We start from the raw sequence: 13,891 nt of genomic DNA, 5'->3' as shown, positions 1-13,891 counted from the left end.
ACATGTTCCAACATAACAATATTCTACAAGGTGAGCTCGCAACGGAGTACAAAACCGTTATTGCGATGGTGCACATCTATTGCAAAGATCACCACGGTGAAGTTCGTCAGAATAACGCGTTATGTGAGGAGTGTGAGCAACTGTTGCGTTACGCCGAAACACGACTGGATAGATGTCCTTATGGCGAAGCAAAACCGACCTGTAATAAGTGTCCGATTCATTGCTATAAACCAGACCCGAAAGAGCAAATGCGATTGGTGATGCGCTATGCCGGGCCAAGAATGCTACTTAAGCATCCGATATTAGCGATTCGACATCTGATTCATGAGAAACGGAAAGTGCCTGAAAAGCCGTTGCCGAATGTGTCGAACCGCCATATCCGAATGAACAAGAAGTAAGTGGCGCTTTAAAGTAATTTCTAAAGAAATGCAAAAGGTCTGATTTCTCAGACCTTTTTTATGTAGATACGTTTTATCTAAGTTTGAATATAGCCAGGTAACTGAAACTTACGCCGCTTGAGGCTCTTCGTAGGTCACCGTTAGGTTGTTGATCCAGCGTCGGCTCAAGTAACGGTGTGAACAGATGGTCAATTTCACGACTTCTTCTACCAACATTAGACCATAGATGTATTTAAAGTCCCATTCAGCGACAAACGCGCCGTAAACACATACTGGAATGCCCACCATCCACATCGCGATGAAATCCATGCGAAGGCAGAACGCATTATCACCACCAGCACGAATAATACCGTTAATGATCACCATGTTGAGCATGCGAATCACGACCGCAAAGCACATGATCATCATCGCAGGTGAAGCAAGCGGGTATAAAGCGTCTTTGGTCAGGTTTAACCATGACAGAACGTGCTCTTTACCCATAAACAATAGCAAGCCTACAACCGCACCAAAACCAACCACGGCTTTGATGAACGTCAGACCCATACTCATAGCGTCATCAAACTCATCACGACCGAGTGAGTGACCAAGCAACACGGAACACGCTACAGAAATACCAAAGAATATCGAGTAACACAGCGACTCAAAAGGCGCGAGCATAGAGAACACAGCAAGTTCCGTTGTGCCCATGTGACCGAAGATCATTTGGTATGCCATAGTACCCATTGCCCATAACACGGCATTCATCGTTAGTGGCAAAGCAATACGACGGTAAGATAGCCACAATGATGGACGATGTGGTGAGCTAGGCGTGGTTAACAACCAATGTTTACGCATGCGCATGTAGCTATACATCAAGCCGACTTGAATTGCGCGAGCGAGTGTCGTCGCTAGTGCTGCACCTGCTACGCCCATAGCGGGAATACCAAAGGCACCTTTGATTAGAACGAAGTTAAGCGCAATGTTGAGTGCAATGGTCACCGCGCCTAATAGTAGCGGGGTTACGGTGTCACCTGATGAGCGCATGCTTGCTTCTACCACGACCACAATGTGAGTCAGCAGAAGGACAGGGAATCCATACCACAGGTAAGTCGCGCCAAGTTCAATCACGGTTTGATCGCTGGTCTGCAACATCATTAAAAACTGAGAACCAAGAGTGATGATTGCAGTAACAGGCAGCAGAACTTTTAAGCCAAACACCATTGCGATAGATGATACCGTTCGCGCGCTTTTTCGGTCGTTCTTTCCCCAGTATTGAGCGACTAATGTTCCGTTTGCTGAGGCCAACCCTGCCATAATCATAATAGCAACGAAGTGCCATTTTGATGCAATTCCCACAGCCGCAGCTGCTTCCATACCATAATCACTGACCATTAATACGTCAGCAAGGGCAAGAATAGCGACAAGCGCACTTTGTAAAGCAACAGGTAAACCCAGTTTAACGATACGAGGTAAGATGCTCTCTGGCTTGTTATTCATAGATGAGTTAGGGTTGATGTTAGTTGTCATAAGCTCTCCGATTTATGGCAGAACTATAGTGATTTGAGCGAAGTAACAACATGTTTAAAAAACAACAAAACCTGTGCGAATCCGTCATTGATTCAATGAGACCAAAATCAACTTGGCATGATGATGTTTTTCTCGCTGAACAGTGCAAAGAACGTTTTTTGACCGTTGAAGATATTCCAGAGATGAAAAGCTTTGGTGTCTATATGGGCGGCATGGCGAAGCTATATGATGGCTACTGGGTTGAGCGCGAATCCGTTAATGTTCATACGTTGATTTTCACTATGGAAGGTGGCGGCATTCTAACAACCGCAACATCGGTCCAAGCGATTACACCTTATACACTCGTGGTGCTTCCTGCTGAAACCCCATTTCGTTTTGAACTCGATCCTCAATATAATTATTGGAAAATGGCGTGGATGCTGACGCCTGACACCAAGCAATGGCAGCACATAGCAAGTTTAGGACAGGGGATTGTGCCTTTTGGAGAGTGTGAGCAGATCTGGTCATTAATGAACTTGGTTTACTTTGAGATAGGCGGTAGAGCCAGTTACCGTAAGTTACTCTTGAGTGAAATTATCCGAACATTGACGGGGTTTGAGCCTAAGTCGACCAGCACCACTGCACGTGTTCAAGCGCTCTATAACGAAATTGAAAGTAGTCTGCATCAGCCATGGACAGTGGCAGGGATGGCTGAAAGAGTGTTTATCAGTGAAGAGCAACTCAATAGAGTCACCAAGACGCTATTCAACCTCTCACCACGCAGTAAATTGATTCAATTACGCATGGACAAAGCCACCAGTCTACTGAAATATCAAGATTGGTCAGTTTCTATGATTGCTAATCGCTTAGGCTACAAAGATCCTTATAACTTTTCGCATCGTTTCAAAAAGCATTTCGGTTTGTCACCCAGTCAATATCGAAAGAGCCATCGACTTCTTGGTTAGCCTTGCACGATGAAATGAGAAGTGTGGGAGAAGAAGGTTACATATAGGCATGAGTTGAAAAGAGCCCTTCGCTTAGACATAAAGTCTGAACTCGGAGCCCTAATGACACGCATCTAGTGTCTGTCTATTTAAGCTTACTCGCCTGCAATCTGTAGGTGAGAGCGCTTTAGGCTAGCAATCAACATGTAGATCGTTGTAGCAAGTAGAGACGCGAACAGGTAAGTGAACAATCCTGCTTGTGAATCCATAAAGCTGTCTGCAACGATTGGTCCCGCAACAGAACCGATGCTGTAGCAAAGTAGCATGATTTGAGTCACTGACACCAAGTAGCTTGGGTCAAGGTTACGGCAACCTAAGTTAATCGCGATTGGGTATAGCGCAAATGTGGCCATGCCTAATACGAACAAGCTCATGCCTAGTACGTAGAAATCGTGATTGATAGTCAGCACACCAATGCTTGCAACCCCTAGCAGGCAGAACAGAGCCATTAATAACACTTGTCCTACGTGGTGAGATAACCAAGTCACCATCGGCTGTACAGCCATACCACCCATGATAACCAAAGCCATCAAACCACCAATGTCTTCGTGTGCAATGTTACGTTGAGCAAGTTCAACTGGCATCAAGCCGTAAATCGCACCTAGCGTTAATCCGGAAACAATGCAGCCAATTAGCGCGCTGTGGCTTAATTTGCTGATCTGCTTTAAAGACAAAGATTGCGCATCGTGGATCTGTGGTGGAGTTGCTTGTCCGTACATCAGCACAATGATCGCACCAAACAGAAGGGTGAACATTGCGATGAAAGGTACGCCACCAGTAATACCTAAGTAACCGATACCAAGCTGACCAACTGCAGAACCGCCGTACAGTGAACACATGTAGATAGCGAGACGTTTTGCGCGTTGTGACTCGTCACCGCTCATTAGCCAAGACTCTACAATCACGAAGATACCTGCAACCGCCACACCAGCCACAAAGCGAGCTAGTAGCCATACTGCTTGGTGTGGGATCAATGGCAATACAAGGATCGTTGCGATGAACACACTCAATGCGATGACGAACGCATCTTTGTGGCCAACACGCGCAATGGCACGTTCAATCAATAACGTACCAGCCAGTAGACCTGCATAGAATGCACTCGCCAACCAACTCGATAGATCTTTGTCTAAGCCATACTCAGACAGCATTAATGGTAATGAACTCATTAAGTAGCCTGAAGCGATCGCGTAAAAAGACAATGCAATAACAGGAACAGTTATGCGAGTTGTTGGTTGGATGTTGTCCAATGCAGGAGCCTCTGATAGTAAAAGAAACGATGAATTTTCCGCGACTATGGGGGAGAAACTGAATTGGGTAAAACAAATAAAAATGGTCGTTAAGATAAAAGAAATTTATCGACCAACTAAACTAAAATACGGTTGCGATATTTGGTGGTTTGGCGAGATTTTATGCGGGCAAAAAGTCGTTAAGCCGTTGTTCATTGGTGGTTTAATTTAGAAAAAGATTGCAGCGTGATTGTCTTTTTATTATTTGGATTGAGTGGGATTTTAAGTGTTAGACCGTTTCTTTACGGTATTGACGTGGCGAGTTACCACTCCACTTACGAAAGGCATGACGAAAGTTAGCGCTATCAGAAAAGCCAACTCGTTCAGATATCTCTTCAATACTCATTCGAGTTGAAGAAAGGTAGTGTCGAGAAAGGTGAAAACGAACGTGGTCCAGTATCTTCTGGTAGCTGGTATCGGCTGCTTTCAGGTGACGACGCAGAGTTCGAGAAGACATGCCCAGTTCTGAAGAAATGGATTCTATAGAAGGGTAACATCCTGGCCTTTCAATCAGCATCTGAGAGACTTTCTCTTTGAGGCTACTGGGTGCACTGACTTTTGCCAACATGTCATCACACGATTTTAAGCACATCTGTAAAGTGATGGGGTTGGCGGTAGGAAGAGATGAATACAAGGTGGTTGCGTCGAACTCCCATTCAAGCCGGTCACTATTGAATTCAACCGGGCAGCGGAAAATCTCTGTGTATAGATCGCCGTATTCAGGTTTTGGATAGGGGAAGCGGATCACTTGAGAAGGAAAGGGCTGCTGTAAGACCTCTTCGCACAAACTGTGTATCGCCGAGAACCAGTATTCACAACAAAAGGGCAGTAAAGAATCGAGTTCGATAAGTTGCTCTGCGCGAAAGTAACCAATGTTGTCTTCTACAGACATGGTTTTCCTGAGGACAGGGCCAGCAAGTTGCAGATACTTAAACCCGATTAAAAAGGCATCGAGTAGTGTTTCGCTGCTAAACACCGCATAACCGAGCACGCCGAAATCGCTGAACCTCGCTTGTTGGCCAACTTTAAGCCCCAATCCGTCTTCGTTGGAATTCGCTAACGCATTACTGAACACAGCAAGCTTTTGCGCCAAAGTGATGTGTGTATCGGGTGTGTTGAGTTGGAGAGCATCGATGTTACTTCCTTCGAGCAACTCTTCGATACTGAGAACAGGCGACAGGTAACGATGCAGCAACTGAAGATCCAGAATGCCGAATGCTTGCATGTCGGGTTCGTAAACTGCGGTGTATTCCATAAGCTGCCTCTTGTTGAATATCGATATCTTAACCGAACTTTTAACATTTACGCCTGTTGCTTGTTCTCACTTTCGCAAGCTTGTTCCAAATTTTGGTTTATGTGTGCAAGGTTTTATTGTGCTAGCGCAGGCTGTGTCCGAATATCACCGGTTTTTGTCTTTTTGAAACCTGTTCGAAATGTTATCGAAATGTTGTAATTTATTGGGCTGCACATTGGAGCGTCTCAAACATTTTGCTCAATAACGACTCTTATCTACATGACACACCAATGTGCAGGCTCGTGATGACAAGAAAGAGACTTATTACAACGATTAGAACGTCTACGGTGACCGTCACAAACAGGTCTAAGCCGCACAAGGAGATCATGGATGCACAATCTTGCTGTTAATTTGGAGCGTAGCGCTTCGCTTTTTCCAACTAAAGCCGCTCTGCGTATGGGATCGGATGAAATCAGTTTTTCTCAGTTAGAACAACTTTCTGGAAACGTGGCTGCTAACTTGAAAAGACTTGGGTTGCAGAACGGAGATAAGGTAGCGTTGTCATGCCCGAACGTGACTTACTTTCCGATAGCCTATTACGGGATTCTAAAAGCGGGTTGTGTAGTCGTGCCTTTGAACGTGCTATTCAAGGCCAGAGAGATCGCTTATCACCTTAATGACTCTAACGCGAAGGCCTATTTATGTTTTGACGGCAGTGAAGAGCTTCCCATTGGTCGCTATGGTTTACAAGGTTTTGAGCAGGCAAACCACTGTGAACACTTTGTCGAGATGCCTATCCCAACAAACACAGACACTACTTTAGAAAGTAATGAGGAGCATGAATCAATCGCTGATTGGTTGGCACAACCTTTTACTCCTTTTGAGTCTGTGGCTTGTCATGGCGATGATACCGCTGTGATCCTTTATACCTCTGGCACGACGGGTCAACCAAAAGGGGCTGAGCTTTCCCACACCAACATGCAAACCAATGCGATGTCGTCACAGTATCTAATGAGATTGGAGTACAGCGACACCACAATGGCTACACTGCCTTTATTCCATAGCTTCGGTCAGACGGTGATGATGAACGCGAGTGTGCTAACAGGGTCCACCATGGTGTTGATTCCTCGTTTTGAACCGTCATTGGTTATTGAACAGATCATTAGCCATAAAGTCAGCGTGTTTGCGGGTGTTCCTACTATGTATATCGCGCTATTAAAGGCGGGAGAAGAGTCTTCTGATAGTTTAGAAAACACAAGCAAACGCTCTGAACAGGTTAAACACAGCTTGAGGTTAGGTGTTTCTGGCGGTGCTTCTATGCCGCTTGAGGTTATACGACAGTTTGAATCTCGTTTTGAATTACCAGTCTTAGAAGGTTATGGGCTCTCGGAAACGGCGCCGGTTGCGACCTTTAATCATATTGATGGCGATCGTTTATCGGGTAGTGTCGGTCAGCCTTTATGTGGCCACCTCATCAAGATTACTGATATACAAGGCAACTCTGTCGCTATGGGTGAACTCGGCGAAGTCTGCATTAAAAGCCCAAGTGTGATGAAAGGCTATTATCAAAGGCCAGAGGCGACAGCTGAATCTATTCGTGATGGTTGGTTCTTAACGGGAGATATCGGTCGCGTCGATGAGCATGGCAATTTGTTCATTGTTGACCGTGTTAAAGACATGATTATTCGTGGTGGGTACAACGTTTATCCACGTGAAGTCGAAGAAGTGTTGATGTGTCACCCCGATGTCGAAATGGTCGCGGTGGTAGGCGAGCATCATGAACATTTAGGCGAGGAGATCCACGCGCATGTGGTTCTTCACGAACATACGCAATGTGATAGTGCCGCCTTGATAGCATGGTGTCGTGAGCAACTCGCCGACTACAAATACCCGCGTAAGGTATTCATTCGTAAAGCCTTACCCATGACAGCAACCGGAAAAATCTTGAAGCGTGAGTTACACCCACTAGAAATAGCGGAGATGGCAAATGGATAGTTATGATTTTATTATTGTTGGCGGTGGTTCAGCTGGGTGTGTGATGGCTTCTCGGCTGTCGGAAGATCCTGATGTGACGGTTTGCTTGTTAGAAGCGGGTGGTAAAGACACCAGCCCATTCATTCACACACCCGTTGGCGTGGTGGCGATGATGCCAACCAAACTCAATAATTGGGCATTCGAAACGGTTGAACAGCCGGGTTTGAACGGTCGTAAAGGCTATCAGCCTAGAGGTAAGACACTTGGCGGTTCTAGCTCTATCAATGCCATGATGTACGCTCGTGGACATCGCTATGACTACGATAGATGGGAAAGCTTGGGCAATGCTGGCTGGAACTATGAATCCTGTTTGCCTTACTTTAAGAAAGCAGAAAACAACGAAGTCCACCAAGATGAGTTCCATGGCCAAGGTGGTCCTCTTAATGTGGCCAATCTTAGATCGCCAAGCCCTATGTTGGAACGTTATTTAACGGCGTGTGAATCGATAGGTGTACCTCGCAATGAGGATATTAACGGCGCTGCTCAGTTTGGGGCGATGCCGACGCAGGTAACACAGCTGAATGGTGAACGATGCAGTGCTGCCAAGGCTTACTTAACGCCAAACCTTTCACGATCGAATCTCACGGTCGTGACTAAAGCCACCACACATAAGGTTTTGTTTGAAGGCAAGAAGGCGATTGGTGTTGAATATGGTTCTAGCGGAAAGCGTTATCAGATACGATGCAACAAAGAAGTGATTCTTTCCGCTGGCGCGTTTGGTTCTCCCCAATTGCTGTTACTGTCTGGTGTCGGTGCTCAAACTGAACTAGAGACACATGGAATCGAACAGGTTCATGAATTACCTGGAGTGGGCAAGAACCTTCAAGATCATATCGACTTAGTACATTCGTATAAATGCAGTGAAAAGCGTGAAACTTTTGGTATCTCGCTGCAAATGGCCTCTGAAATGACCAAAGCCTTACCACTATGGCGCAAAGAACGCCGCGGTAAAATGAGCAGTAATTTTGCAGAGGGAATAGGCTTTCTCTGTTCCGAAGATCATATCGCTGTACCGGATTTAGAGTTTGTATTTGTGGTCGCTGTTGTAGATGACCATGCTAGAAAAATTCATACCAGTCATGGCTTTACCTCTCATGTCACCTTATTGCGACCGAAGAGCTACGGCACCGTAACGCTCAATAGTAATGATCCCTATGATCCGCCTAAGATCGATCCTGCGTTTTTCAGTCATCCTGAAGACATGGAGATCATGATTAAGGGCTGGAAGAAGCAGTATCAAATGTTAGAGAGTTCCGCGTTTGATGATATCCGAGGCAATGCTTTCTACCCTGTGGACGCCAGTGATGACAAGGCTATCGAGCAAGATATTCGCAATCGTGCAGACACTCAGTATCACCCGATCGGGACCTGTAAAATGGGACCTAGTAGCGATTCTTTAGCTGTGGTAGATAAAGATCTCAAAGTTTATGGATTGGATAATTTGAGAGTCATTGATGCTTCTGTGATGCCGACACTGATTGGGGCAAACACCAATGCACCAACCATTATGATTGCTGAGAAAGTCGCAGATCAAATCAAACAGCAATACGGGTTTGGCAAGCAAGAATCTAATATTCAAGCGAAAGGCGAAGCTGTAGTTTTATTCAAGAAGTTAAGTGATAACCATAAATAAAACAGTAGGTTAGATAGTCTTGATTTGGTAAGACTCTCTAACCTATTTTTGTGTGCTTACTTAGAATTAAGTAATGCTAAATCAATAGCTTAACCAATAGTATTACTTAGTTAGTGCTTGATTAAGCCACTGATCAAATTGACCTTTTGGCAGTGCACCGTTAATCGTATCAACACGTTGACCGTTCTTGAACACCATCACCGTTGGGATGCTTCTGATTTGATACATAGCCGCCAGTTGCTGTTGAGCTTCGGTATCAATTTTAACAAATCGAACATCGCCAGCGCGCTCTTTAGCGACATCGCTAAATACAGGTGCGAAACCTACACATGGGTTGCACCATGTCGCCCAAAAATCGACAACGACAGGCTGTGAACTGTTCAAAATTGATTGGAAATTCAGTGACGTACCTTCGATTGGTGCACCGTCTAGAAGTGCGTTTTTGCACTTACCACAAGTAGGGCTTTCTGAAATTCTTTCTGAAGGAACTCGGTTTACGCCACCGCAAGAAGGGCAACGTGTGTTGAATGTAGACATAACTTTCTCTTTTTATTGCGTCTCCGTGCCTAACGCGATTTACGAATCATGTACGGAACGCTTATACTGTTTAAAACAAGAATAAGATACTCAAATAAAAACAAACAATAAACAGGTAAATGATGACAAAATTTTACGCTGAAATTACGGGCTGGGGAAAGTGTCTGCCACCAGCCGTGCTATCCAATGATGATTTAAGCACTTTCATTGATACGTCTGACGAGTGGATTCGTACTCGAACTGGTATCGAAAATCGTCGTATCAGTCATGTAAATACCTCTGAGCTAGCGACCGTTGCTGCTCAACATGCAATGGCGTGTGCTGGTTTAACAGCCGAAGATATCGATCTTGTGATCGTAGCGACGTGCAGTCCAGACTCTCTTATTCCAAATACCGCGTCTAAAGTTCAACAGAACTTAGGCATCAAGAGCGCAGCAGCTTTTGACCTTAACGCAGCGTGTACAGGCTTTATCTACGGTGTTGAAACAGCAACTCGATTGATTCAAGCGGGCAACTACCGCAATGCGATCGTTGTGGGTGCAGAGCGTCTTTCATTCTTCATCGACTGGACCAAGCGTGATACTGCGGTTCTATTCGGTGATGGCGCTGGCGCTGTGGTTCTATCACGTACTGAAGAGCAAGTGGGTTTACAAGAAGCTCAAATCGGTTGTGACGCAGAGGGCCGTGACATTCTAGCAGTACCAAAATTCGGTACTTCTATGGACCGCTTTGCTGCTGATAACGGTTACTGGGATTTTGATTTCGTTGGTAAAGAGATCTTCAAGCGTGCAGTGAAAGGAATGGGCGCTGCAGCACATACAGTATTGAGTCGCACTGGCATCTCAACTGAAAACATCGATGTTGTGATTCCGCACCAAGCGAACATCCGAATTATTCAAACTCTGTGTGATATGGCGGGCATTGAACGTGAGAAAGCGTTTGTGAACATTCAAAACTACGGCAACACATCGGCTGCGACTGTGCCGATTGCATTGTGTGAATCGTTAGAGCAAGGCTTTGTTAAACCTAACTCAAACATTCTTGTGGCGGCATTCGGTGCCGGTTTAACTTGGGGGGCAGGCCATATTAAGTGGGGTAGCCGTGTTGAGCCGTTAGGTCAATCGGACGCTAAGCTTCCAGAAGCAGATAGCTCGGCATTAGAACTTCTAGAGAGAGCCATTTTACACTGTAAAACGCGTCCTAATTCTGAGAATGAGTAGCAGCATGGCCCAAGTTCGTTTTATGACAGAAGCCGACCTCGATGGAGCGGCTTTAGTTCACCAAGCTACTTTTGTTCGACAGCAAAACTCAAAAAATTGGTTACAATGTAACTTAAATGCTGCGCCACGCTTTCTTAACTTTGTTGCTGAAAGCGATGGCGAGATTGTCGGCTACATTATTTGGGTTCAAAAGAGTGGGTTTAGGCCTGAAGCTGTTTTGGAGCTAGAACAACTTGCTGTGTTACCGAGTGCTCAGGGGCAAGGATTGGGCAAAAAGCTGATTCTAGACTCTTTGCCTCAAGTGAAGCAGAAGCTATCAGAGCAGGGCTCGACACTAAAACATGTATTAGTGACCACCAGAGCAGATAACTTTGCACAAAAGCTCTATCAGTCGACATTGGGCGCTCAAGTCGAAACCACGATTTCAAACTTTTACTCAGCCGATGAAGTGCTTATGATAGCTCGCAATGTAGGTGAACGAATCTGATCGCTGAGTTCTTAGAACCATTATTATCAGCGGCATAACTCGATTAACGTTTTATTAGGGGCTTCTGTGGCCCTTTTGTTATTTCTTAGGAAGTATTTTGAAGAAAGTTTTAGCAATTGGCTACGTTTGGCCAGAACCGAATTCATCGGCGGCTGGCAGCCATATGATGTCTCTTTTACGTCTATTTAAGAGACAAGGTTGGTCAGTTGAATTTGCAACACCCGCTCAAGAAACCGAGCACATGATTGATCTCTCTGAAGAGGGCATCACAAGCCAATCTATACAGTTAAATTGCGATAGCTTTGACGATTACATTGAAGAGCTGCAGCCCGATGTTGTGATGTTTGACCGTTTTATGATGGAAGAGCAATTCGGCTGGCGCGTCGAGAAGGTATGTCCCAATGCCTTTAAGCTACTGGATACTGAAGATTTACAATTCCTACGCAATGCTCGACACGAAGCGGTTAAGAAAGAAACAGATCTGACCAAAGCACACTTGTACAGTGACTTGGCTAAACGTGAAATTGCCGCGATTTTGCGCTGTGATCTTTCGTTGATCATTTCAAGTTACGAGATGGAACTGCTTCAATCTGAGTTCAATATCGATCCCAAACTGCTTCATCATCTGCCGTTCATGGTTGATCTTAATACGCTTCCTGAAAGCACGAAAAGCTTTGAAGAACGTAAGCATTTCATGACGATAGGCAACTTTAGACACGCACCGAACTGGGATGCCGTACTTCAGCTACAGAAGATTTGGCCGAAGATTCGTAAACAGTTACCTGACACTGAACTTCATATTTATGGATCGTATCCGCCGCCAAAAGCAACCGCTTTGCATAACCCTAAAACTGGCTTCCATATCAAAGGTTGGGCGAAAGACGCTCAAGAAGTGATGGAGCAGGCTCGTGTGTGTGTTGCACCTTTACGATTTGGCGCAGGCATTAAAGGCAAGTTACTTGATGCGATGAAGCTACAGACTCCGAACGTGACCAGTGAAATCGGCAGCGAAGGCATGTTGCCACAAGGAGAACTGCAATGGCCAGGTGCGGTTGCTGATGATATCGACGAATTTGTTGAAGCTGCAGTTGCCCTTTATAAAGATGAAGAGAAGTGGCTTAAGGCACAAAGCCGATGTCATTCAATCCTTGAAGCGCACTACGAGCAGAATAAACTGGGCGACACATTGATTGAGCGATTGATTGCGTTAGAGTCGGATCTTGAATCTCATCGACTGGATAACTTCTTTGGTTCGATGCTCAAACACCACAGCATGGCGAGCACGAAGTATATGTCCCAGTGGATAGCTGAAAAGAACAAGACTAAGTAGCTTACATAATACAACCAATACAACGAATTAAATCATAAGCCCTTAGGTTAACGCCTAGGGGCTTTTTTCATGCAGGGCGCTTGTTAATTCCAGACTTACAAAACGACACATACTCGCAGTACATTAGCATTGACTAATTTATATTTATTAGTAAACTCTAATTTATAGGTTGTTATGAGTTTATGATGTTTGTGGATAGGAGAGGTTTGTGCTTAGTTTGATTCCTTGGGATGCTTTTTTCGGCGGCATGTTGTTAGGCGTGTCGGCCATTGTTTTAATGTTGGGGATTGGTCGAGTTGCTGGCATTAGTGGCATTGTCAGCCGATTATTGCCAACTGGCACCAGCAACAAAGAACGTAAAGATGCGGATACAGCAAACACCGAAAAACACTGGCGTATCGCCTTTGTTGTGGGAATGGTCGCAAGTGGTTGGCTATTAATTCCGACGGGTTACCAACTTCCGCAATTAGAAGAGATCAACTTCGCAGTGGTTATCATAGCCGGACTATTGGTGGGCTTCGGCACTAAGGTCGCGAATGGCTGTACTAGTGGCCATGGCATTGTGGGAATGGCACGTTTGTCTAAGCGTTCAATTGTCGCGACTTGTGTGTTTATGGGTGTGGCAATGGCAACTGTGTTGGTTAAGAATATGATTGGTTTGGGGGCATAATGAAAAACGCTTCATTTACTATCGTTATCGGTTTGGTCGCAGGTATTCTTTTTGGCTCTGGCATGATCATCTCAGGGATGGTTGATCCTGAGAAGGTACTCGGCTTCTTAGACATTACCGGTAACTGGGACATTAGTTTGGCATTCGTCATGGGTGGCGCGCTATTGGTCTTTGCACCGTTTTATCATCTGGTCATTAAAAAGCGCGCTAAAGCCATCAATGGCGAGCCGTTAGATAGCCGTAACAATCCGTTGATAGACAGAAAGCTGATTCTTGGATCTACAGCGTTTGGCTTAGGCTGGGGGATTGCAGGCTTTTGCCCAGGCCCTGCGGTAACCAGCCTAAGTGGCGGCAACCCGACGGTGTGGGTGTTTATGATAAGCATGCTGGTGGGAATGTGGCTGGCGGATCGTATGAACAAAACGTGTTAGTAGCAAGCTTATAGCTGATTACATTGGCTTTGACGTTATCCGTTCTGAGCTGACCAAGCATAGAGGTTGACTCGCTTTCAGCACGAAAGTCAGTCAGCCTCTTTCTATATTTACTGTTTCTATTATTTTCAGTTATCTACAA

Annotated in this window: 14 protein-coding genes; 10 read left to right on the top strand and 4 right to left on the bottom strand. The window is 45.2% G+C overall.

The annotated features are described in order from the left end of the window. Window positions 1-2 precede the first annotated feature (2 nt). The gene (locus tag AB4623_RS17845) at window positions 3-398 is read left to right on the top strand and encodes a nitrous oxide-stimulated promoter family protein (RefSeq protein ID WP_017060975.1); all 396 of its coding nucleotides are present in this window, start codon (window positions 3-5) and stop codon (window positions 396-398) included. Between the two features lie 108 nt (window positions 399-506). Here the strand turns inward: AB4623_RS17845 and AB4623_RS17840 are convergent, their stop codons facing one another. Continuing rightward, window positions 507-1,904 (bottom strand): MATE family efflux transporter, encoded by a 1,398-nt coding sequence (locus AB4623_RS17840; protein WP_136978233.1) that lies wholly within the window; start codon window positions 1,902-1,904, stop codon window positions 507-509. A 50-nt stretch (window positions 1,905-1,954) separates the two neighbouring features. Between AB4623_RS17840 and AB4623_RS17835 the strand changes: the two genes are divergently transcribed. Continuing rightward, window positions 1,955-2,848 carry an AraC family transcriptional regulator gene (locus tag AB4623_RS17835; protein WP_017060977.1) on the top strand — a complete coding sequence of 298 codons (894 nt, stop codon included), beginning with the start codon at window positions 1,955-1,957 and terminating at the stop codon, window positions 2,846-2,848. A gap of 134 nt (window positions 2,849-2,982) precedes the next feature. Here the strand turns inward: AB4623_RS17835 and AB4623_RS17830 are convergent, their stop codons facing one another. After that, on the bottom strand, window positions 2,983-4,134 hold the full coding sequence (locus AB4623_RS17830) for an MFS transporter (RefSeq protein WP_029235229.1): 1,152 nt from the start codon (window positions 4,132-4,134) through the stop codon (window positions 2,983-2,985). On the opposite strand from AB4623_RS17830, the gene AB4623_RS17825 reads away from it, so the two are divergent. Further along, window positions 4,106-4,345, top strand: a complete 240-nt coding sequence (locus tag AB4623_RS17825; RefSeq protein ID WP_017060129.1) for a hypothetical protein — start codon at window positions 4,106-4,108, stop codon at window positions 4,343-4,345. The two genes, AB4623_RS17830 and AB4623_RS17825, sit on opposite strands and share 29 nt — an antisense overlap. Window positions 4,346-4,402: 57 nt before the next feature. Here the strand turns inward: AB4623_RS17825 and AB4623_RS17820 are convergent, their stop codons facing one another. After that, window positions 4,403-5,428 (bottom strand): AraC family transcriptional regulator, encoded by a 1,026-nt coding sequence (locus AB4623_RS17820; protein WP_017070970.1) that lies wholly within the window; start codon window positions 5,426-5,428, stop codon window positions 4,403-4,405. 369 nt (window positions 5,429-5,797) lie between these two features. Between AB4623_RS17820 and AB4623_RS17815 the strand changes: the two genes are divergently transcribed. Both AB4623_RS17815 and AB4623_RS17810 read left to right on the top strand, forming a co-directional pair. Then, window positions 5,798-7,402 (top strand): long-chain fatty acid--CoA ligase, encoded by a 1,605-nt coding sequence (locus AB4623_RS17815; RefSeq protein WP_017060127.1) that lies wholly within the window; start codon window positions 5,798-5,800, stop codon window positions 7,400-7,402. Further along, entirely contained in the window at window positions 7,395-9,074 is a 1,680-nt protein-coding gene (locus AB4623_RS17810; protein WP_065584943.1) for a GMC family oxidoreductase, read from the top strand. The genes AB4623_RS17815 and AB4623_RS17810 overlap by 8 nt, the downstream gene beginning before the upstream one ends. Window positions 9,075-9,176: 102 nt before the next feature. Here AB4623_RS17810 and trxC read toward each other — a convergent pair whose 3' ends face one another. Continuing rightward, window positions 9,177-9,611, bottom strand: a complete 435-nt coding sequence (gene trxC / locus AB4623_RS17805) for a thioredoxin TrxC (protein WP_017060125.1) — start codon at window positions 9,609-9,611, stop codon at window positions 9,177-9,179. Between the two features lie 122 nt (window positions 9,612-9,733). Between trxC and AB4623_RS17800 the strand changes: the two genes are divergently transcribed. The 5 genes from AB4623_RS17800 (at window position 9,734) to AB4623_RS17780 (ending at window position 13,749) form a co-directional block, all read left to right on the top strand. Next, entirely contained in the window at window positions 9,734-10,831 is a 1,098-nt protein-coding gene (locus AB4623_RS17800; RefSeq protein WP_102333615.1) for a ketoacyl-ACP synthase III, read from the top strand. A gap of 22 nt (window positions 10,832-10,853) precedes the next feature. Next, a complete protein-coding gene (locus AB4623_RS17795) occupies window positions 10,854-11,318 on the top strand; it encodes a GNAT family N-acetyltransferase (RefSeq protein WP_029235379.1) in 465 nt (154 codons plus the stop codon). A 97-nt stretch (window positions 11,319-11,415) separates the two neighbouring features. Further along, window positions 11,416-12,648, top strand: a complete 1,233-nt coding sequence (locus AB4623_RS17790; protein WP_017070965.1) for a glycosyltransferase — start codon at window positions 11,416-11,418, stop codon at window positions 12,646-12,648. Window positions 12,649-12,856: 208 nt separating this feature from the next. Continuing rightward, window positions 12,857-13,318 (top strand): YeeE/YedE family protein, encoded by a 462-nt coding sequence (locus tag AB4623_RS17785; RefSeq protein ID WP_372117152.1) that lies wholly within the window; start codon window positions 12,857-12,859, stop codon window positions 13,316-13,318. Beyond that, entirely contained in the window at window positions 13,318-13,749 is a 432-nt protein-coding gene (locus AB4623_RS17780) for a YeeE/YedE family protein (protein WP_016787649.1), read from the top strand. Before AB4623_RS17785 ends, AB4623_RS17780 begins: the two co-directional genes overlap by 1 nt. Window positions 13,750-13,891: the final 142 nt, after the last annotated feature.

Origin of the sequence: Vibrio sp. 10N.222.52.C12 (genome assembly GCF_041474215.1) — a bacterium.
Lineage (GTDB): Bacteria > Pseudomonadota > Gammaproteobacteria > Enterobacterales > Vibrionaceae > Vibrio > Vibrio crassostreae_C.
The sequence above is the reverse complement of the archived record's forward strand: the minus strand, read 5'-3'. Positions and strand labels throughout refer to the sequence as shown.

Bases quoted from the DNA above. Each gene is read 5' to 3' on its own strand.
- AB4623_RS17840 (WP_136978233.1), bottom strand. From the start codon at position 1,904: ATGACAACTAACATCAACCCTAACTCATCTATGAATAACAAGCCAGAG.
- AB4623_RS17825 (WP_017060129.1), top strand. From the start codon at position 4,106: ATGCGAGTTGTTGGTTGGATGTTGTCCAATGCAGGAGCCTCTGATAGT.
- AB4623_RS17835 (WP_017060977.1), top strand. From the start codon at position 1,955: ATGTTTAAAAAACAACAAAACCTGTGCGAATCCGTCATTGATTCAATG.
- AB4623_RS17780 (WP_016787649.1), top strand. From the start codon at position 13,318: ATGAAAAACGCTTCATTTACTATCGTTATCGGTTTGGTCGCAGGTATT.
- AB4623_RS17845 (WP_017060975.1), top strand. From the start codon at position 3: ATGTTCCAACATAACAATATTCTACAAGGTGAGCTCGCAACGGAGTAC.
- trxC (WP_017060125.1), bottom strand. From the start codon at position 9,611: ATGTCTACATTCAACACACGTTGCCCTTCTTGCGGTGGCGTAAACCGA.
- AB4623_RS17820 (WP_017070970.1), bottom strand. From the start codon at position 5,428: ATGGAATACACCGCAGTTTACGAACCCGACATGCAAGCATTCGGCATT.
- AB4623_RS17795 (WP_029235379.1), top strand. From the start codon at position 10,854: ATGACAGAAGCCGACCTCGATGGAGCGGCTTTAGTTCACCAAGCTACT.
- AB4623_RS17800 (WP_102333615.1), top strand. From the start codon at position 9,734: ATGACAAAATTTTACGCTGAAATTACGGGCTGGGGAAAGTGTCTGCCA.
- AB4623_RS17810 (WP_065584943.1), top strand. From the start codon at position 7,395: ATGGATAGTTATGATTTTATTATTGTTGGCGGTGGTTCAGCTGGGTGT.
- AB4623_RS17815 (WP_017060127.1), top strand. From the start codon at position 5,798: ATGCACAATCTTGCTGTTAATTTGGAGCGTAGCGCTTCGCTTTTTCCA.